Source organism: Paraglaciecola algarum (genome assembly GCF_021532655.1).
Lineage (GTDB): Bacteria > Pseudomonadota > Gammaproteobacteria > Enterobacterales > Alteromonadaceae > Paraglaciecola > Paraglaciecola algarum.
In genome coordinates this window covers 32741-53622 of sequence record NZ_JAKGAS010000015.1, presented here as the reverse complement: position 1 = coordinate 53622, position 20882 = coordinate 32741, and the positions used below count along the sequence as shown (strand labels likewise).

The window sequence follows — 20882 nt, the reverse complement described above, 5'->3', positions numbered from 1 at the left end:
AAGCACTTTCTACTAAGGAAATACTAGTATTATTCTTAGTTAAGTGTTCATAGATATTTTATCATGCTCGAATAAATGTTTGCCGTTAAAACGGAAAGGTGGGTGAGTGGCTGAAACCAGTTCCCTGCTAAGGAACCGTACGTTAATTCGTACCGAGGGTTCGAATCCCTCCCTTTCCGCCATTGGCAAATTTGTATTGCGCGTGTGTAGCTCAGCTGGATAGAGTACCTGGCTACGAACCAGGCGGTCGGAGGTTCGAATCCTTCCACACGCGCCACTTTCCTATATTTAGATGAATAAATGTTGTATTCTTCTAAAGTAACTTGTTTTACGCGTGTGTAGCTCAGCTGGATAGAGTACCTGGCTACGAACCAGGCGGTCGGAGGTTCGAATCCTTCCACACGCGCCATATTAAAAGCCTCACTGTTATGTGGGGTTTTTTTTTGAGTCGTACTTTAGGATATATGTATGGCGTTATTAATAAGCTTGTTAAGGAACAACTAAATTTACCAAAATAACAGCATATAAGGCTTGTTGGTGAGTTTATTGCACAAAATGTAACCATGCAGTTAAATTGCTGATACTAATGGGTAAATATTCTAGTTAAGTGAATATTTTCTTATTTTTTATGCTCATTTCCTCTTGCTGGTTTGTTGTGTTTTATCAGGCTGCATGGTACTTATTCGGTATTGATATTTTTATTAATGAGGATTCATTTTATGCAAGCAGATGTTGCCAGTGCTCTACTTGAAGCAGCTAATTTATTATTAGTAGGTATGGGAGTCGTATTCTTATTTCTGACTATGCTAATTGGCGCCGTTAATTTAATTGCTTGGGCTAATCGATTATTCCCTGAAGACCAGTCAAGCCACTCAAGCTCCCAGTCATTTACTCCTAAAGTTTCTCAAAACTCTCAACAAGTTTCTCCCAAAATTGTTGCCGCTATAACTACAGCTGTTCGTCAATACAGACGTAACCACTAGACTAATATTTTAAGGAAGTATCCCTATGCGTAAACCTTTAGCGATAACCGACGTTGTATTGCGTGATGCACACCAATCTATTTTGGCCACCAGAATGCGCCTTGAAGATATGTTACCGATTGCCAGTCAATTAGATGAAATGGGGTATTGGTCATTAGAAACATGGGGGGGCGCAACATTTGACGCTTGTATTCGTTATTTAGGTGAGGATCCTTGGGATAGAATTAGACAACTTAAAAAAGCCATGCCTAAAACCAAACAACAAATGTTGTTGCGTGGTCAAAATCTTTTAGGTTATAGACATTACGCTGACGATGTAGTTGAAAAATTTGTCGAGCGAGCTCACACCAATGGTGTCGATGTATTTAGAATCTTTGATGCGATGAATGATATTCGCAACTTGCAAACAGCAGTTAAAGCAGCCATCAAGCAAGGAGCCCATGCTCAAGGAACCATGTCTTACACGGTTTCACCTGTACATAATTTACAAACTTGGTTAGACATGGCCAATCAATTACAAGATATGGGTGTACATTCAATTTGTATTAAAGATATGGCCGGATTACTTAAGCCGTATGACTGTGAAGAACTCGTTAGTCGTTTAAAAGAAACGATTGAAGTGCCAATTGCCATGCACTGCCATGCAACTACAGGCCTAAGTACGGCAACTTACCAAAAAGCTATTGACGCAGGCATTGATATTTTAGATACCTCTATTTCGTCTATGAGTATGACCTATGGTCATAGTGCGACCGAAACTATCGCTGCTATTGTTGAAGGAACTGACCGAGACACAGGCCTTGAATTACCTAAATTAGCCGACATAGCAGCATACTTCCGTGATGTACGAAAAAAATACGCGAAATTTGAAGGTAGTCTGAAAGGAGTAGATGCACGTATTCTAATTGCCCAAGTGCCAGGTGGTATGTTAACTAACATGGAAAGCCAGCTTAAAGAGCAAGGTGCTGGTGATAAAATGGATGAGGTACTAAAAGAAATTCCAAAAGTACGTGAAGATTTAGGTTTTATTCCTTTAGTGACTCCAACTTCGCAAATTGTTGGCACCCAATCAGTTATTAATGTGTTAACTGGTGAGCGTTATAAAAACATTAGTAAAGAAACCGCAGGTGTTTTAAAAGGCGAGTATGGCGCTACGGCCGCCCCAGTCAATGCTGAGTTACAAAAGCGTGTATTAGACGGTGCAGAAGCTATTACTTGTCGCCCAGCTGATTTGATTGAGGATGAATTAGACTCGTTAACTCAGGAGTTAACTGGCTTAGCTAAAGAAGATTCAATCGAGCTTGCTACAGATACGGTTGACGATGTTTTAACGTATGCCTTGTTCCCACAAATTGGTTTGAAGTTCCTGAAAAACCGTAATAACCCAGACGCATTTGAACCTGCTCCTGGCAATGAACCAGCCCCAGTTAGTCAAGTTAGTACCGCTGGTTCAAGCGAAAGCTCTGCATATTCAGTGCGTGTTGATGGTCAAGTATTCGAAGTTGAAGTGGCACAAAGTGGCGCATTAACTAGTATTACTCCTGCGGCATCAGGAGCGGCTCCAGTAGCCGCTGCTCCAGCAGCCTCAAAGGGTGGAGAGACACTTAACGCTCCACTTGCAGGTAATATTTTTAAAGTATTAGTACGCGAAGGTGATGCGGTTAATTCTGGTGATGTAATTATCATTATGGAAGCTATGAAAATGGAAACTGAAGTCCGTGCTTCATCATCAGGTGTGGTATCCAGTATTCAAACTAAAGAAGGCGACTCAGTACAAACTGGCCAACCTTTGTTAGTGATTGGTTAAGGAATACTAGGTAATGGAAAAGCTGGAAATATTATGGCAAAGCACGGCATTAGCTCATTTTGAGTTAGGCCAGGTAATTATGATGACAGTTGGGGCATTACTATTGTACCTAGCCATAGTCAAAAAATTTGAACCTTTACTGTTACTCCCGATAGGATTTGGTGCAATTTTAACTAACATTCCATTAGCTGGCTTCAGTGAAGCAGGTGGGGTGTTGTATTATGTTTATAAAATTGGTATCGATACTGGGGTGTTCCCGTTGCTCATATTTATGGGCGTTGGGGCCATGACTGACTTCAGTGCGTTAATTGCTAACCCTAGAATGTTGTTATTGGGCGCGGCCGCACAGGCAGGCATATTCGCAACCTTGTTCGGTGCTATTGCCTTAAATCTAGTGCCTGGTTTTGAGTTTACCCTTAAAGATGCGGCAGCAATTGCCATCATAGGTGGTGCAGATGGCCCTACAGCTATTTTCTTAGCGTCAAAGTTAGCCCCTGATTTACTAGGTGCAATTGCGGTGGCAGCATATTCTTACATGGCTTTAGTACCCTTAATTCAGCCACCTATAATGCGTTTATTAACTAACGAAGAAGAAAGAAAAATAGTCATGCCACAATTACGCGTGGTGTCTAAACGTGAAAAAATAATTTTTCCTTTAGCGGTATTATTACTAACAATTTTATTTTTACCTTCAGCCACGCCATTAGTGGGCATGTTCTGTTTAGGTAACTTAATGAAAGAGTCGGGCGTAGTTGATCGTTTAAGTAATAGCGCACAGAATGAATTAATTAATATAGTGACTATCTTTTTAGGTTTAGCGGTTGGTTCAAAGCTTTCTGCAGAGATGTTTTTAACAGTTGAGACCTTAGGGATCCTTGCTTTAGGAGCAATTGCATTTTCTATCGGTACTGCAGCTGGCATTTTAATGGCTAAAACTATGAGTAAGTTTAGTAAAGAACCCATCAACCCTCTTGTTGGAGCGGCTGGAGTATCAGCAGTGCCTATGGCGGCTAGAGTTGTGAATAAAGTTGGCTTAGAGTCAAACCATCATAACTTCTTGTTAATGCATGCTATGGGACCAAATGTCGCCGGTGTGCTTGGTTCAGCGGTTGCTGCGGGTATTTTATTAGCGCTAGTTGGATAAAGGTTAAGTTGGATAAAACCTTAAAATAGTTTAGAGCATTTTATAGTTGCTATTCTAAAGCTCATGGCTATAATACGCGCTCTTTTTGACTTGCTGAATTAGTGATCGGCAAGTTTGTGTTTAACCTCTTATTTATTGGAGAATACTATGTCACTAAGTACACAAGAAACTTCAGCAATTATTGCTGAATATGGCGTTAAAGAAGGTGATACTGGTTCACCTGAAGTACAAGTTGCACTTTTAACTTCTAACATCAATAAGTTACAAGGGCACTTTGCAGATCATAAAAAAGATCACCATTCACGTCGTGGTCTTTTACGTATGGTTAGTCAGCGTCGTAAATTACTTGATTACCTTAAAGGTAAAAACACAGAGCGTTATCAAGATTTGATCAAACGTTTAGGTCTACGTCGTTAATCGATGTTTTCCTTAAAAAAAGACGCTTAGGCGTCTTTTTTTGTGTTTGTTACTTTTTATATGAGCTCTGGGAAAGCCAAAGCTCTTGGTAACGCTATTTTTGAGCCGAGCGTCGTTGATTGTCTAATAATAGCCGGCTATTGTGTACGGTAATCCGCCAGCTATTTCAGAAAGATTTCGTCACCGACTAATCTTCAAGGCTAAACAATTCAGACATTCATGAGTAGATCATTGAGTTATATATTCAAATTAGGCTTCAACAACAGAGCTTATTAGGTGCTCTGGTTAACTAAATTTAATCAATTAAGTGTATTTCACTATATTTACGGGTAACACCATAAATAGAGATGCATCCCCAGCATATTTCGAGTCCAAATACAGGCCAATTTTGATCGACCCAGACTTGTGGCAAAATGGCAAATGCGGCATAGGTGTTACATATTAAGTAATTTAAAATTTGCATTTTACCTACGCTAAATAACAAATAACTAGCAGAAAACACAAATGCTGATGACCAACCTAAAAGTTCTATATCAAGTCCTTTGGTGGTATATGCTTGATATAAAAGAGCACATGCAAAGCACAATAATATTAGTCTAAAAATCCTACGACTAAAGGGGAGTCGATTTAAGTCAACTTTAATTAATATTAAAATACTAATAATTGCCCAAAAGCCATTTATTACTGCTGCTTGTATCGAATTGCTAGCTATAGAGCTAATAACTAATGCTGATGCAGCTAAAAGGTTGCCGCCATAATAAATGGTATCATTACGCTGTTGGATTAAAGAGATGTAGGCGTGATTGAGCAAATAACTGATGGTGCCAAACCATCCTAAAAATGTAAATATCATTGTAGCTCAATATACATATTACGAATGTATAACTCTTTACCTACATGGGGCCCATTAAGAACCACCACTTTACTTAAGTCCATCATATTCTTATATAGTCGATCCGACTTTGAAGGGGCCTGTATTTTACTACTCCATTTTATGACTAACACTTTTGTACCTTGTGGCAAGGTGAAATAGTCAGGTGAGCCTTCAATTTGACTTTGGCCTAATATTACTGGATAGCCCTCTGCAGCGGTTAAGCTGGCAACATCTAATTTATTAGGTAATTTTAACGGATTAGTTTGTAAACTGTCTAATTCCTTTACGTGACAAATAAGCCGGTTTAATTGTGCTTTTAAAGCTTCACCCTCAGCAGTTTTAGAAGCAATTAAATGTAAGCTAGCGTTACCCTTGACAGCAGACAGGGGTTTTACTAATAACATTTGTTCAGGAAAGGTTTCTATTAACAAGTTATTCATGACACTTTCAGTCATAGGTAAATAGTCAATTTCATTATTTAATAGTTCAATTAGAGCCTGTTTTTCACTATTTATATCTTTTGCATCTGCAACTATTTTGTCTATTTCTGTGCCGTAACTGTAATCGGTTACTTTACCAATTCGGAAACGTTTTAAATCGGCTAGTTGAATATCTTCATTGAATTGGCGGCTATAGTAGATGTGGCTCGTGACATTAAATATGGGATCTGAAAATAGTACTTCTGCTTCACGAAGGGGAGTTTTGAAATAAGGATAAGCTGCCAGCTTTTGATTTTTTTTCACCTGGTTATAGGCTAATTCAAAATTCTGATATTGCCAGATAACTTCAGTATTATCCTGACTAAATAATAATTGGATTAACTCTGCTGCTGAGCCTAATGGATCACCTTTTGCATTTATATAAGGTTGCCATTCCGCGGTGTTAATGCGGGCTACACTGTTGGAATTTAACAACATTGGTTTACATTCCGCGGTGTTAGTAGGGTCTATACTACTGCCTTCGGAAAAAACGGGGTTACAAATAACAAAGCTGGTAACAATTAGCCATAATGAAGTTTTTAATCGCACGTTATTTAGCCTTTATAAATTTGTATAAAATGACTAATAACAAAGTCAAAATAAAACCGAAACCAAACATAATGTCAGCATCGACGTTGGCAATAAACTGTAAAAAGAAGGATGTTTTGTCATCATTATAATCTAGAGCTGGCCGTGACATCATTTCTCTACTGAACTCAGTTAAGTATAAAGATAATTCAAATACAGTAAAAAAGCTTAGTGTGACTAAGAGTAAATCTGTCATGACCGTACTGCGCTCACGCCTTTTGTTATCTTCCTCTTGCAAGCGACTCGAGCATACTTCAATCATGCGTTGGCCATTGGCGTTTAAGGATGTAAATTCCCATCCACTAAGAATTTCGTTTAGTAAATTTCGCTTAAAGGGGTTTAGATAATTTATATGTTCGTGATATTCCACTTGAAGCAAACGAGCCAATACCCGGCTGCTAGCCAGCTTTTTATTAGTCTCACTATATTTCTTGCTGTTGTATGCACCATCAATCGCTTGTTTTAATTGATTGTTACAGTTTTCTTGGGCGGTATAAAAATACTGTGCTAAAACCATAGTGCTTAAACGAGGATCTTCATCTTCTGTAGCGGGGTCGATTAATACATAGTTTAACCAGGTTAGAGAATAGTTTTTACTACCTGAAATAATATCGTCTGCATCTGCTGAACGTCGAGTGTCTTTCAACCAGCTTTTGATTAAAATCTGCTTAGGACTAAGTTGTAATTCTTCTTTTGTTAGCAACATGGCGCGAGTTGTCCAATAAATATAGGGGCTGTCAATATGCTCACTACTCAATTTAATACGTTGAGATTGTAATTTACTAATAGATTCTTGCAGAGATTGGATAAATCGGGAGTAACATTGGGATATGAGGTTATTCGTTGTTAATCGACATTGTTTCATGAGCTCATTTGTCGATAAATTTGAGTCTAGCGTCAACGCGATTTCAACAACCGCAACGTTATTTGGAAATACATGTATTTTTAAGTCTGGGTTTTCAGAATCTTGCCATAACATTAATCGATTTTCACGATTATCTTTAGCTATTGATAAATAGTCTTGCAGTTTTTTCTCACTATGAATGCGCTTACTGTATGCATTGTTTTTAGTAAGTTGGTTTAACAACTCGAAGAAAGTATCAGACGAATGATTAATGCCTGTGGAGAGACTTAGTGGTGAATAAATTGGACTGATGGTGGTGATTCTAATAGGTAACTCTTGCATATATAATCGCTTGTTTTTAATACAGTTTTAATAAGTGATGTTATTCATACAAATTATACTACCTTGCCAATATACTTATCTCTACTGCTAATTAAAAATTCTTCCTACAACCGATTTGTTGATTCAACACTATGCCGCTAGTAATCAAAACCACACACTAGCAGGAAAGGACAGTAAGCAAAAAAAAAGCTACCTTAGGTAGCTTTTTGAGTTTGATAACTGGATTTAACTCAACAGTTATTTATCAATTTTATTATATGGACGCTTTGCTTCACCAGTGTATAGCTGACGAGGACGACCAATCTTTTGTCCAGGTTGGCTTAACATTTCATGCCAATGAGATACCCATCCTACTGTTCTAGCTAATGCGAAAATACAAGTAAACATGTTAGTCGGAATACCAATTGCTTTTAAGATAATTCCTGAATAGAAATCTACATTCGGAAATAATTTTTTCTCAGCAAAGTATGGGTCGCTTAGGGCTATTTTTTCTAGTTCCATTGCTACGTTCAACAATGGATCATCAATGTTTAGCTCAGATAATACTTCATGACAGCTTTCACGCATAACCGTGGCACGAGGATCAAAGTTTTTATAAACCCTATGACCAAAGCCCATTAATCTAAATGGGTCAGCTTTGTCTTTAGCTCTAGCGATAAATTCAGGAATGCGATCTACTGATCCAATCTCTTGCAACATAGTTAAGCAAGCTTCATTTGCACCACCATGAGCAGGTCCCCAAAGAGAGGCTACACCAGCTGCGATACAGGCATAAGGGTTAGCACCTGAAGAGCCGGCTAAACGGACTGTTGATGTAGATGCATTTTGCTCATGGTCTGCATGTAAAGTGAATATTCTGTCTACTGCTTTTGATACTGCTGGAGTAATTTTATAATCTTCAGCCGGAACTGAGAACATCATATTTAAGAAATTCTCAGCGTAGGTTAAATCGTTTCTAGGATAAACAAATGGTTGGCCAATGTTGTATTTATAACACATAGCAACTAACGTCGGCATTTTTGCCACTAACCTGTATGCACTACGTAATCTTTGCTCTGGATCGGTTATATCTAAATCGTCATGGTAAAACGAAGACATCGCACCAACCGTGCCACATAACATGGCCATTGGGTGGGCATCACGTCTGAAACCTCGGAAGAAATTATTGACTTGATCATGCACAAGAGTGTGGCGAGTGATGGTATCTTTAAAAGCTTTATACTCTTCTGAATTAGGCGTTTTGTCATGTAATAACATGTAGCAAACTTCTAGGTAGTCTGCATCACGAGCTAGCTCTTCAATAGAATAACCACGGTGTAGCAATACGCCTTTGGCACCATCGATAAACGTAATCGAGGATTCACATGAGCCCGTAGCCATAAAGCCTGGGTCATAGGTGAAATAACCGCTACTACCTAATGTACGAATATCTATAACATCGTTACCTGCAACTCCAGATAAAATAGGTAGTTCAATTTCAGCATCACCTGCTTTCAAAATGGCTTTATTATCTGCCATATGTCGTTCTCCTCAGAATCGTTTTATTTCGATAAACAGAATTTATATTCTGTTTACTGGGGGCGGAAAGTGTCCGCCATTTGTACTGACAATTTTTAATTATGCCAATTTTAATAGAGCAATCCTATTAATATTGACTTTTTTGCTGGATGAAAGGCAAATAAAAATTTAGATCCGGATAGTCTACATTCTTAATACTTGTTATAAGGCATTAAAATAGAACAATAATTGTATTTATTTGCTACGCTGGATATACTTCTTGAGCTTACAGGGCTTGACTATAGTAAGTATGATATTACTTAACCTCTAGTTTACAAGTCTTTAACAATCTTATGGAAGAGATGCTGCTTTTAACAAATTAATAACATTCGAGGCTTTTCGAGAAGTTAGCTCGAATAAAATGTTTAAACGACCTACGGGTATAAAGAGCGAAAAACGTGAAAAAACAAAGACCAGTTAATTTACAACTCAACACTATTAGTTTTCCTCCCGCCGCTATTACTTCTATTCTCCATCGTATTACAGGTGTCGCATTATTTTTTGCGCTAATGTTTGTGATTTGGGCATGGGCAGTATCGGTTTCTTCAATCGAAGGTTTCGATTTTGTTAAAGAACAAATGAATGGTCCTTTAGGTAAGTTTGTGGCTATAGGCACAATTTCAGCCCTGATCTATCATATTTTAGGGGGCATTCGACATATGATTATGGATATGGGGCATTGGGAAGAGCTCGAATCAGGCGACCTAAGTGCTAAAGCAATTATCGCACTTTGGATTATCTTAACTATCTTAGTGGGGGTTGTTTTATGGTAACTCAACAAGCCAGTTTAAAACGTAATGGTGTACAGGACTTTGTAACTATACGTGCTACCGCGATTATTATGACCGCTTTTTCTTTGTTTATCGGCTGGTTTTTTCTTACTACACCAGAAGTCACTTATGTTGTTTGGAAAGATTTATTTTCCGGTTTAGCTATGAAAGTGTTTACCTTTGCAGCTTTAGTTTCAGTAATGTTGCACATTCGAATTGGTATGTGGCAAGTACTAACGGATTACGTTAAGTCGGCAGGTCTTAGTGCTGCTATACAGTTTTTTCTAAACCTAATTGCATTTATTTATGTGGTTATTGGTTTATTTGTTTTGTGGGGTGTGTAAATGAGTATTCCTGTTCATGAGTATGATGCAGTTGTAATTGGTGCTGGTGGTGCTGGTATGCGCGCAGCATTACAAATTTCTGAATCTGGCAAATCATGTGCCTTGTTATCAAAAGTTTTTCCTACTCGTTCACATACGGTATCTGCCCAAGGTGGTATTACTGTTGCTCTAGGTAATGCCCACGAAGATAACTGGGAATGGCACATGTACGATACGGTTAAAGGTTCTGATTATATCGGTGACCAAGACGCTATCGAATACATGTGTAAAACTGGCCCAGAAGCTATTATCGAAATGGAAAACATGGGGTTACCATTTTCTCGTTTCGAAAACGGAAAAATTTACCAACGCCCTTTTGGTGGTCAATCTCAAAACTTCGGTGGTGAGCAAGGTGCTCGCACTGCCGCTGCAGCAGATAGAACCGGTCACGCTTTACTACATTTGTTATATCAACAAAATGTTAAAAACAAGACTAAAGTATTCAGCGAATGGTATGCCTTAGATTTAGTTAAAAACCAAGACGGTGATGTGGTTGGTTGCACTGCAATCGATATCGAGTCTGGCGAAGTAGTTTATTTCAAATCTAAAGCTGTGGTTTTAGCTACAGGTGGAGCAGGGCGTATATATGCTTCAACTACCAATGCACACATTAACACAGGTGACGGTGTTGGCATGGCACTTCGTGCTGGTGTGCCAATGCAAGATATGGAAATGTGGCAGTTCCACCCAACGGGAATAGCCGGTGCTGGTACGCTAGTAACCGAAGGTTGCCGTGGTGAAGGTGGTTACTTATTAAATAAAGATGGTGAACGTTTCATGGAACGTTATGCACCTAATGCAAAAGACTTAGCTGGCCGTGATGTTGTTGCTCGTTCAATGATGACGGAAATCCGCGAAGGTCGTGGTTGTGATGGCCCTTGGGGACCACACTGTAAATTAAAACTCGATCACTTAGGTAAAGAAGTTCTTGAATCACGCTTACCTGGTATCTTGGAGTTGTCTCGTACCTTCGCCCACGTTGACCCAGTAAAAGAACCGATCCCGGTTATTCCAACTTGTCATTATATGATGGGTGGTATTCCAACTAACGTAGATGGTCAAGCATTGAGCGTTGACGCAAACGGCAAAGAAACCCCAATCAAAGGTTTATTTGCTTGTGGTGAGATTGCTTGTGTGTCTGTACACGGTGCTAACCGCTTAGGCGGTAACTCACTGCTTGATTTAGTGGTATTTGGTCGAGCTACTGGTTTGCACCTAGGCTCAGCCATTGATGGAATCGAAGCGCGTGAAGCGTCTAATGACGACGTTGATGCAGCCTTGACTCGCTTTAACCGCTGGGAAAACTCAGATGCCGGTAAAGGCGAAGATCCAGTGCAAATTAAGAAAGATCTACAACAGTGTATGCAACTTAACTTCTCAGTATTTAGAGAAGGTGACGCGATGGCAACTGGCTTGAAAGAGTTAGGTGAAATTCGCGAAAGATTACAACATGCTCGTTTAGATGATAAGTCTAACGACTTTAATACTCAACGTATCGAATGTTTAGAACTAGACAACCTAATGGAAACTGCCTACAGCACAGCTGTTGCAGCAAACTTTAGAACAGAAAGTCGTGGTGCTCACAGTCGTTTCGATTTCCCTGAGCGCGACGATGATAATTGGTTATGCCACTCAGTCTACCTACCTGAAGATAACTCAATGATTAAACGTGAAGTGAATATGTCACCTAAACTTCGTGAAGCCTTCCCACCTAAAGCCAGAACTTACTAAGGAGTAACGATTATGCAATTGAATTTCTCTGTTTACCGTTACAACCCTGACGTAGACAATGCGCCACGTATGCAAGACTACAAACTTGAAGTGGATGAAGGCCAAGACATGATGGTATTGGATGCCTTGATTGCTCTTAAAGAGCAGGACCCAACTCTGTCTTTTCGTCGTTCATGCCGCGAAGGTGTGTGTGGCTCAGACGGTGTTAACATGAATGGCAAAAATGGCCTAGCGTGTATTACACCTTTGTCTGCTCTTAAAGGTTCGAAAGTTGTAGTGCGCCCATTACCAGGCTTGCCTGTTGTGCGTGACTTAGTCACAGACATGACGCAATTTTATACTCAATATGAAAAGATTAAGCCGTTTTTGATTAACGACGACAATCAACCGCCAGCTCGTGAGTTTTTACAAGCGCCGGAAGAAAGAGAAAAATTAGACGGATTGTACGAATGTATTTTATGTGCATGTTGCTCCACGTCTTGTCCATCTTTCTGGTGGAATCCTGATAAGTTTATCGGTCCTGCTGGATTGTTACATGCTTATCGATTCTTAGCAGATAGTAGAGATACAGCAACAGAACAACGTTTAAATGATTTAGATGACGCATTTAGTGTATTCAGATGTCACGGTATTATGAACTGTGTCAATGTTTGTCCTAAAGGCCTTAATCCTACAAAAGCGATTGGCTCAATTAAATCTATGTTATTAAAACGTTCGGTATAGAAACTCAGAGCCAATATATTTATTGGCTCGTTTTAGTAATGTGTAAGCCATAAGGTATTGACGTGTGCATATGCACACATAATTGTAAGTCTTACTCAACCAAGGGACGACAATGCAACAACGCGTGATGAAAGCATGGTGGGACTCCTCTCACTTAGCTGGTGGAAACGCTACATATATAGAAGAGATGTATGAGCTATATTTGGAAGATGCACAAAATGTGTCTGAAGAATGGAGAGAAGTGTTTGATAAGCTACCTAAACTCGATGGAGTTGAGGTTGAATCAAAACACAGTGCCGTAAGAGATCAATTTCGAACTTTAGCTGCGTTAGGACCGGCTGCCAGAGCAGGGTCGTCCGCACCTCAAACTGGATCCGTTAGTGACGAAAAACAGGTTAAAGTTCTGCAACTCATTAACGCTTATAGATTTAGAGGGCACCAACATGCCAACCTAGATCCACTTGAGTTGTGGAAACAACCAAGAGTGCGTGACTTAGAGTTATCGCATCATAATTTATCTGAAAGCGATTTTGATACCACATTTAATGTTGGCTCCTATGCTATTGGTAAAGAGTCCATGCCATTAGGTGAATTATTTAAATCACTTAATCGCACATATTGTGGTTCTATCGGTACCGAGTATATGCACATTACCGATACTGAACAAAAACGCTGGGTACAACAGCGAATTGAATCGGTTCAAGCCAAACCAGAAATTTCCCGAGAAGAAAAAATTAGTTTGTTGCAAGGATTAGTTGCAGCAGACGGAATGGAAAAATACCTAGGAGCCAAATTCCCAGGAGCTAAACGTTTTTCGTTGGAAGGTGGTGACTCTCTAGTACCAATGCTTAAGAGTCTAATCAGTCACGCAGGGACCAAAGGTGCTAAAGAAGTGGTGGTGGGTATGGCTCACCGTGGTCGCTTAAACGTATTAGTAAACGTATTAGGTAAAAACCCTTCGGTATTATTTGATGAATTTGCCGGTAACCATGATGATTCGTTAGGTGCGGGGGATGTGAAATACCACGCAGGTTATTCATCTGATTACGCTACGCCTGGTGGAAACTTACACTTAGCTTTAGCTTTCAATCCGTCTCATTTAGAAATTGTTAATCCAGTGGTGATAGGGTCAGTACGTGCGCGTTTAGATCGTCGCGGTTGTGAAGACGGCTCTATGGTACTGCCCATTACTATTCATGGTGATTCAGCGATTGCAGGTCAAGGTGTTGTGCAAGAAACCTTTAATATGTCGCAAACTCGTGGCTTTAAAGTGGGCGGTACGGTTCGTATTGTTATCAACAACCAAGTTGGTTTTACTACCTCTAAAACTGAAGATACCCGTTCAACTCAATATTGTACTGATATTGCTAAGATGGTTCAGGCGCCAATTTTCCATGTGAATGCGGATGATCCAGAAGCGGTATTATTTGTAACTAAATTGGCCCTTGATTACCGTAACCAATTTAAACGTGATGTAGTGATTGATTTAGTTTGTTACAGGCGTCACGGCCACAACGAAGCTGATGAGCCAAATGCCACGCAGCCTTTGATGTATCAGAAAATTAAAAAGCATCCAGTGCCACGCAAATTGTATGCTGATCAATTAATTGCACAAGGCACCATTGATGCCCACGAGGTTGACAAATTAGTGGCTGACTATCGTGCAGCACTTGATCACGGTGCATGTGTGGTAGAAGAATGGCGCCCAATGACAGAACACTCTGTGGATTGGACACCTTATCTTGGGCATGATTGGGACGTTAAATATGACGGGTCGATAAGTGTCGAAAAAATTAAACAGTTAGGCGAAAGACTAATTGCTTTCCCTGAAGATCATAAGCTTCATTCTCGTGTGGCTAAGTTATACCAAGATCGTAAAGCCATGGTTGCCGGTGACAAAGCGTTGGATTGGGGAATGGCAGAAAATCTAGCCTACGCTTCAATAGTTGATACGGGTGATAACATTCGAATGACAGGTCAAGATTCAGGCCGAGGTACGTTTTTCCATCGTCACGCTGTGTTACATAATCAAACAGATGGTTCTGACTACATGCCTTTGCAGCATATTAGTCCTGATCAAGGCACCATGGAAATTTATGACTCGGTTTTATCTGAAGCCGCAGTTTTAGCCTTTGAATTTGGTTATGCCACTGCAGAGCCGGGTTGTTTAACCATTTGGGAAGCGCAATTTGGTGATTTCGCCAACGGTGCTCAAGTGGTTATCGACCAATTCTTAAGTTCAGGTGAAGCTAAATGGGGCCGTTTATGTGGCTTAACTATGTTGTTACCCCATGGTTATGAAGGTCAAGGTCCTGAACATAGTTCTGCTAGGTTAGAACGTTTCTTACAAATGAGTGCGGATCATAACTGGCAAGTATGTGTACCTTCTACGCCAGCACAAGTATTTAATATGTTACGTCGTCAAACGGTTCGCCCTATGCGTAAACCTTTGATAGTAATGTCGCCTAAATCCTTATTAAGACATCCTTTAGCGACCTCTAGTATGGAAGAGTTGTCCGAAGGTGTATTCCATAACGTAATTGATGAGATTGATAACATCAGTCCAAGCAAGGTAAAACGTGTGGTGATGTGTTCAGGTAAGGTGTATTACGATTTGTTAGAACAAAGACGTAAAAACGACCAAGACGATGTAGCTATTGTTCGTATTGAGCAGCTTTATCCTTTCCCACATGAAGAGATGGGACAAATTGCCAGTAAATATAAAACAGCTAAAGACTGGGTTTGGTGTCAAGAAGAGCCACAAAACCAAGGTGCTTGGTATTGTAGTCAACACCATTTCTGGTCTTCACTACCTCAAAACGCAACATTGACCTACGCTGGTAGACAAGCTTCGGCGTCACCTGCAGTAGGATATATTTCAGTTCACAACCAACAACAAAAAGACTTGGTTGATGATGCATTAACAGTTAAATAAGGAACCAGTATGAGCATCGAAATTAAAGTACCGGTATTGCCAGAATCAGTGGCAGATGCATCCATCGCTACCTGGCATGTAAAGGTAGGCGATAAAGTCAGCCGTGATCAAAATCTAGTCGATATTGAAACAGATAAAGTAGTGTTAGAAGTGGTTGCTCCTGCAGACGGCGTAGTCAGCGAAATATTATTTGCTGAAGGAGACACTGTATTAGGTGAACAAACCATAGCAAACTTTTCAGAAGGTTCAGGTGCAGCTAACTCAGCACCTGCTGCTTCAGCCAGCCCGCAAACTAGTCAAACTTCCGATAATAAAGGTGAGTCAGTGGAAATTAAGGTACCGGTTTTGCCAGAATCAGTGGCAGACGCAACAATCGCAACTTGGCATGTACAGCCTGGTGAAGCCATCTCTCGTGATCAAAATTTAGTTGATATCGAGACTGACAAAGTCGTGCTTGAAGTAGTGGCACCTGCGGATGGTTCGTTAAGTGATATTTTAGCACCAGAAGGCGAAACTGTAACAGGTGAGCAAGTGATTGCTAACTTTGTTGCTGGTGCTGCCGTCGCGGCACCTGCTGCAGCTGCAAGTGAAGATAGCTCAGGTGATAATGACGCATTAAGCCCGTCTGTACGCCGTTTATTAACTGAAAAAGGTATTGATGCAGCAAGCATTAAAGGTACAGGAAAAGGCGGACGTGTTACTAAAGAAGACGTAGAGAAATCTTTACAAGCACCTGCGGCTCCAGCTGCCAAAGCTGAAACTGCAGCTCTAGCAGCAGTTTCTTTAGGTGGTAACCGTACTGAAAAACGTGTACCTATGACGCGTCTACGTAAAACTATTGCGACTCGTTTATTAGAAGCGAAAAACAGCACGGCTATGTTAACTACGTTTAACGAAGTGAACATGAAGCCAATCATGGATTTACGTAAGCAATACCAAGAACAGTTTGAAAAACGCCATGGTATTCGCCTTGGTTTTATGTCTTTCTACGTAAAAGCGGTAACTGAAGCCCTTAAACGTTTCCCTGAAGTAAACGCCTCTATCGACGGTGATGATATTTGTTATCACAATTATTTCGATATCTCGATTGCTGTATCTACTCCTCGTGGATTAGTGACACCTGTATTAAAAGATACAGACACACTTGGTATGGCTGGTATTGAAGGCGGTATTCGTGAACTAGCCCTTAAAGGCCGAGATGGAAAACTAAGCATGGCAGACATGCAAGGTGGTAACTTCACTATCACTAACGGTGGTGTGTTTGGTTCACTAATGTCTACACCTATCTTAAACCTTCCACAGAGCGCTATTTTGGGTATGCATAAAATCCAAGACAGACCTATGGCAGTGAATGGTAAAGTTGAAATATTGCCTATGATGTACCTAGCCCTTTCTTATGATCACAGAATCATTGACGGTAAAGAGTCAGTGGGTTTCTTAGTGACCATTAAAGAAATGTTAGAAGATCCAACACGTTTGCTTTTAGATGTATAAATGCGGATCGTTAGATAGATTTTAAAGTATTAAAAAATTGAGGTGGATAAGTCATTGTTCACCTCCTTAATGCCGTCACAATGACGTTGGCGGTTTACAAAATAAAGCGGCTCAGTAGCGGCTTTTTTCTTAAATTAAACGGGTAAAAAAACCATGAATTTGCATGAATATCAAGGTAAGCAGTTATTCAAAGAATACGGCTTACCAGTCTCTGAAGGGATCGCAACCGATTCTCCTGAAGAAGCTGCAGCAGCAGCTGATAAAATTGGCGGAAGCGAGTGGGTGGTTAAATGCCAAGTACACGCAGGTGGCCGTGGTAAGGCTGGCGGTGTAAAATTAGTTAAAAGCAAAGAAGAAATTAAAGCCTTCGCTGAAAACTGGTTAGGTAAAAACTTAGTTACTTTCCAAACAGACGAAAATGGTCAACCAGTTAGCAAGATCTTAGTTGAATCTTGTACTGATATCGCTGACGAATTGTATTTAGGTGCGGTTGTTGATCGTACTTCTCGTCGCGTGGTATTCATGGCGTCTACTGAAGGCGGCGTTGAAATTGAAACGGTTGCTCACGAAACACCAGAAAAGATCTTAAAAGCTGAGATTGACCCAATTGTTGGTGCTCAACCTTATCAAGCTCGCGACATGGCTTTCCAGTTAGGCCTTAAAGGCGTACAGATTAAGCAATTCGTGAACATTTTCTTAGGTCTTGCAAAAATGTTTGTGGACCTAGATATCGCCCTTATCGAAATCAACCCATTAGTGATCAAAGAAGACGGCGATATTCACTGTCTTGACGCTAAAGTGGCAATCGATGGTAACGCAGCATATCGTCAACCTAAAATTAAAGCGATGCACGATCCATCACAAGATGACGCCCGTGAAGCTGAAGCGGCTAAGTGGGAACTTAACTATGTAGCACTAGACGGAAACGTTGGTTGTATGGTTAACGGTGCAGGCCTTGCAATGGGAACTATGGATATAGTTAACCTACACGGCGGAAAGCCAGCTAACTTCCTAGACGTTGGTGGCGGCGCGACTAAAGAACGTGTTGCAGAAGCATTCAAAATTATCCTTTCTGACAGCAACGTTAGTGCTGTATTGGTTAACATCTTTGGTGGAATTGTACGTTGTGACATGATCGCTGAAGGTATTATCGGTGCGGTTAAAGAAGTAGGTGTTAAAGTTCCTGTTGTTGTACGTTTAGAAGGTACTAACGCAGAACTAGGTCGTGAAGTTCTTGCTAACTCTGATCTAGACATCATAGCTGCAAGCAGTCTAACTGATGCTGCTCAACTAGTTGTTAAAGCTGCGGAGGGCAAATAATGTCTGTATTAATTAATAAGCACACTAAAGTTATCTGTCAGGGTTTTACTGGTGGTCAAGGTACTTTCCACTCTGAGCAAGCGATTGCCTACGGCACACAAATGGTTGGTGGTGTAACTCCTGGTAAAGGCGGCACAACTCATCTAGATCTTCCTGTATTTAACACAGTACGTGAAGCAGTTGAAGCAACAGGCGCAACAGCATCTGTTATTTATGTACCTGCAGCGTTTTGTAAAGATTCAATTGTTGAAGCAGCTGATGCAGGTATCGAGCTTATCATCTGTATCACTGAAGGTATCCCAACTATCGACATGTTATTCGTTAAAGAATACTTGAACGTTAAAGGCGTTCGCATGATCGGTCCAAACTGCCCAGGTGTTATCACGCCTGGTGAATGTAAAATCGGCATCATGCCTGGTCACATTCACAAGCCAGGTAAAGTAGGGATTGTTTCTCGCTCTGGTACATTAACGTACGAAGCGGTTAAACAAACGACTGACGAAGGTTTTGGTCAGTCTACATGTGTTGGTATTGGTGGCGACCCTATCCCGGGTTCTAACTTCATCGATATCTTACAATTGTTCCAAGACGATCCAGAAACAGAAGCAATCGTTATGATTGGTGAAATTGGTGGTTCTGCTGAAGAAGAAGCAGCTGAATTTATCAAAGCTAACGTAACTAAGCCTGTTGTATCTTACATTGCTGGTGTAACTGCTCCAGAAGGTAAGCGTATGGGTCATGCTGGCGCAATTATCGCTGGTGGTAAAGGTACTGCTGACGAGAAGTTTAAAGCATTAGAAGCGGCAGGTGTTAAAACTGTACGCTCTCTAGCTGATATTGGTAAAGGCTTACGCGAAATTACCGGTTGGTAATTTCTAAGTAATTACATTACTTGATTGTTAAAAGCCCGCTGTTATGCGGGTTTTTTGTTTTTAGGAAGAGCATTCACTGCGTGAACCAAGCATGCGCTTTGCTTATTTATGTGCTGGGCACACGGAGCATCGCTACGCGATAGGGCATGTGCTTCGCACACAAGGCATGACTTCGTCACTTATTCACTGCGTTCACTTATTCGCATGGCTCACCGTCATCCATGACGTTTTTAACTCGAATCCCTTCGAGCTAGTAACTCTTTCTTCAACAGCCAAGAAAGAGTAACCAGAAAGAGGCCGCGCTCCAACAATGCTCTTAATCTAATTTTGTACCGAATTAAGCAGGCCGCCTTGAGACGTTCCCGACGTCCCAAGCCTCAATTGGCTTTCCATGCCAATTGACCTACTGAATTCACCACAAAATTAGCGAGCTTTGAGTCGCGGGTAGGGCAAATACATATGCTTCGCACACGTCACCTTTGCTGCTCGACTTACTTTTTACCAACAGCCGCAAAAAGTAAACACAAATTCATCGGGAATGAATTTGAACATCCACAGGATGGCCTGTAGGGTGAAATACATGGATGTATTTCATAAAAAGTGCCGCGCTGCAGACAAATTCCTAATCCATAAAATAATTGTCTTTAATGTCGAAACGGCAATAAGCCGCTCCCAGCTATAAAAGATTGCCTTGCCCAAATGTCCCTATTCGGGCATTCGACAAGCCAATTATTTGATGGGGAATTGGTAGTCGCGATAAGAGCAAAAAGAATGTGCTTCGCATACAAAGAGTTCGTCATTCCGGTAGTCTTTTAAGGCGGAATCTCTTTTCTATTTAAAGCTAAATATGCAGTTATTATTGTTTTGATTTTTGACATACCATAAATGGTATATATACTTTATAGTATGTGGAAAATATTTGAACACAAACGTTTAGACAAGCAACTTTCTAAAGCGCCTATCGAAATTCAAAAGCGTTATGAAAAATGGAAAGATGTGGTTGAGATATCTGGGCCAGCGGGCTTGGTGATGATCAAAGGTTTTAAAGACGAAAAACTATCGGGTAATTGGCAAGGGTATAGGTCGTCGCGTTTGAACCAACAATATCGAGTAATCTATTCCATCAACAATAACCAGTTGTTTGTCAGTGTGGTTGAGGTTACCCCTCATGACTATCGAAGGAGGTCATAATGAATGATTTTAAAGTGGCAAAAAAACGCGTAGAAATATCAAGCGGTGAGTCTGTGAGGATCATGCGTGAGTTGCAAGAACTTAGTCAAAACGAGTTGGCCAAGCTGACTAATATTCCCCAATCAACCATTTCGGCCATTGAAAATGAACGAATTAATTTGGGTGTTGAAAGAGCAAAATCACTGGCCAGAGCATTAAAGTGCCACCCCTCAGTGCTTGTGTTTCCAGGTTGGGATGTTGAAAGTGAGAATGCAGCATAATTTAGGCTTTGCTGTTTATTTTTATGCGCTGTGCGCATAGGGCATTCACTACGTAAATAGGGCATCGCTGCGCGATAGGGCATGACTTCGTCACTTATTCGCTGCGCTCATGGCATCCATGCCATTTTTCAAACAGCATCCTTGCTGCTCGATTTACTTTTTACCAAC

At 40.5% G+C, this 20882-nt stretch carries 18 protein-coding genes and 3 tRNA genes; 17 read left to right on the top strand and 4 right to left on the bottom strand.

Annotated features, from left to right (window positions below; all coding sequences use genetic code 11):
* Positions 1-92 precede the first annotated feature (92 nt).
* The 7 genes from L0668_RS18895 (at position 93) to rpsO (ending at position 4351) form a co-directional block, all read left to right on the top strand.
* Positions 93-182: transfer RNA gene (locus L0668_RS18895), tRNA-Ser, on the top strand.
* 18 nt (positions 183-200) lie between these two features.
* Positions 201-277: transfer RNA gene (locus L0668_RS18890), tRNA-Arg, on the top strand.
* Positions 278-332: 55 nt separating this feature from the next.
* A tRNA-Arg gene (locus tag L0668_RS18885) sits at positions 333-409 on the top strand.
* Positions 410-719: 310 nt separating this feature from the next.
* Positions 720-983, top strand: a complete 264-nt coding sequence (locus L0668_RS18880; protein ID WP_235314285.1) for an OadG family protein — start codon at positions 720-722, stop codon at positions 981-983.
* Between the two features lie 25 nt (positions 984-1008).
* Complete coding sequence (gene oadA, locus L0668_RS18875; RefSeq protein WP_235314284.1) at positions 1009-2790, top strand: sodium-extruding oxaloacetate decarboxylase subunit alpha; 1782 nt, start codon at positions 1009-1011, stop codon at positions 2788-2790.
* A gap of 13 nt (positions 2791-2803) precedes the next feature.
* Positions 2804-3934 (top strand): sodium ion-translocating decarboxylase subunit beta, encoded by a 1131-nt coding sequence (locus tag L0668_RS18870; RefSeq protein ID WP_235314283.1) that lies wholly within the window; start codon positions 2804-2806, stop codon positions 3932-3934.
* 147 nt (positions 3935-4081) lie between these two features.
* Entirely contained in the window at positions 4082-4351 is a 270-nt protein-coding gene (rpsO, locus tag L0668_RS18865; RefSeq protein ID WP_235314282.1) for a 30S ribosomal protein S15, read from the top strand.
* Positions 4352-4646: 295 nt separating this feature from the next.
* Here the strand turns inward: rpsO and L0668_RS18860 are convergent, their stop codons facing one another.
* The 4 genes from L0668_RS18860 to gltA form a co-directional block, all read right to left on the bottom strand.
* Entirely contained in the window at positions 4647-5204 is a 558-nt protein-coding gene (locus tag L0668_RS18860; protein ID WP_235314281.1) for a CBU_0592 family membrane protein, read from the bottom strand.
* Positions 5201-6142: a substrate-binding periplasmic protein gene (locus L0668_RS18855; protein ID WP_235314280.1), complete on the bottom strand. Its 942-nt coding sequence runs from the start codon at positions 6140-6142 to the stop codon at positions 5201-5203. Before L0668_RS18855 ends, L0668_RS18860 begins: the two co-directional genes overlap by 4 nt.
* A 112-nt stretch (positions 6143-6254) precedes the next feature.
* Entirely contained in the window at positions 6255-7478 is a 1224-nt protein-coding gene (locus L0668_RS18850) for a hypothetical protein (RefSeq protein WP_235314279.1), read from the bottom strand.
* Between the two features lie 237 nt (positions 7479-7715).
* Positions 7716-8996, bottom strand: a complete 1281-nt coding sequence (gene gltA, locus L0668_RS18845) for a citrate synthase (RefSeq protein ID WP_235314278.1) — start codon at positions 8994-8996, stop codon at positions 7716-7718.
* 437 nt (positions 8997-9433) lie between these two features.
* Between gltA and sdhC the strand changes: the two genes are divergently transcribed.
* From sdhC to L0668_RS18795, 10 genes are all read left to right on the top strand, one after another.
* Complete coding sequence (gene sdhC, locus L0668_RS18840) at positions 9434-9808, top strand: succinate dehydrogenase, cytochrome b556 subunit (protein WP_235314277.1); 375 nt, start codon at positions 9434-9436, stop codon at positions 9806-9808.
* A complete protein-coding gene (gene sdhD / locus L0668_RS18835; protein WP_235314276.1) occupies positions 9802-10149 on the top strand; it encodes a succinate dehydrogenase, hydrophobic membrane anchor protein in 348 nt (115 codons plus the stop codon). The genes sdhC and sdhD overlap by 7 nt, the downstream gene beginning before the upstream one ends.
* Positions 10150-11919, top strand: coding sequence for a succinate dehydrogenase flavoprotein subunit (gene sdhA, locus L0668_RS18830; protein ID WP_235314275.1), 1770 nt, complete (start codon positions 10150-10152; stop codon positions 11917-11919).
* A 12-nt stretch (positions 11920-11931) separates the two neighbouring features.
* Entirely contained in the window at positions 11932-12642 is a 711-nt protein-coding gene (locus tag L0668_RS18825; protein ID WP_235314274.1) for a succinate dehydrogenase iron-sulfur subunit, read from the top strand.
* 112 nt (positions 12643-12754) lie between these two features.
* The gene (locus L0668_RS18820; protein WP_235314273.1) at positions 12755-15577 is read left to right on the top strand and encodes a 2-oxoglutarate dehydrogenase E1 component; all 2823 of its coding nucleotides are present in this window, start codon (positions 12755-12757) and stop codon (positions 15575-15577) included.
* Positions 15578-15586: 9 nt separating this feature from the next.
* The gene (odhB, locus tag L0668_RS18815; protein ID WP_235314272.1) at positions 15587-17071 is read left to right on the top strand and encodes a 2-oxoglutarate dehydrogenase complex dihydrolipoyllysine-residue succinyltransferase; all 1485 of its coding nucleotides are present in this window, start codon (positions 15587-15589) and stop codon (positions 17069-17071) included.
* Between the two features lie 153 nt (positions 17072-17224).
* The gene (sucC, locus tag L0668_RS18810; RefSeq protein ID WP_235314271.1) at positions 17225-18391 is read left to right on the top strand and encodes an ADP-forming succinate--CoA ligase subunit beta; all 1167 of its coding nucleotides are present in this window, start codon (positions 17225-17227) and stop codon (positions 18389-18391) included.
* Positions 18391-19263 (top strand): succinate--CoA ligase subunit alpha, encoded by an 873-nt coding sequence (sucD, locus tag L0668_RS18805; protein ID WP_235314270.1) that lies wholly within the window; start codon positions 18391-18393, stop codon positions 19261-19263. The genes sucC and sucD overlap by 1 nt, the downstream gene beginning before the upstream one ends.
* Before the next feature lie 906 nt (positions 19264-20169).
* Complete coding sequence (locus tag L0668_RS18800; protein ID WP_235314269.1) at positions 20170-20454, top strand: type II toxin-antitoxin system RelE/ParE family toxin; 285 nt, start codon at positions 20170-20172, stop codon at positions 20452-20454.
* Complete coding sequence (locus L0668_RS18795) at positions 20454-20714, top strand: helix-turn-helix domain-containing protein (protein WP_235314268.1); 261 nt, start codon at positions 20454-20456, stop codon at positions 20712-20714. Before L0668_RS18800 ends, L0668_RS18795 begins: the two co-directional genes overlap by 1 nt.
* The last annotated feature ends 168 nt before the right edge of the window (positions 20715-20882 follow it).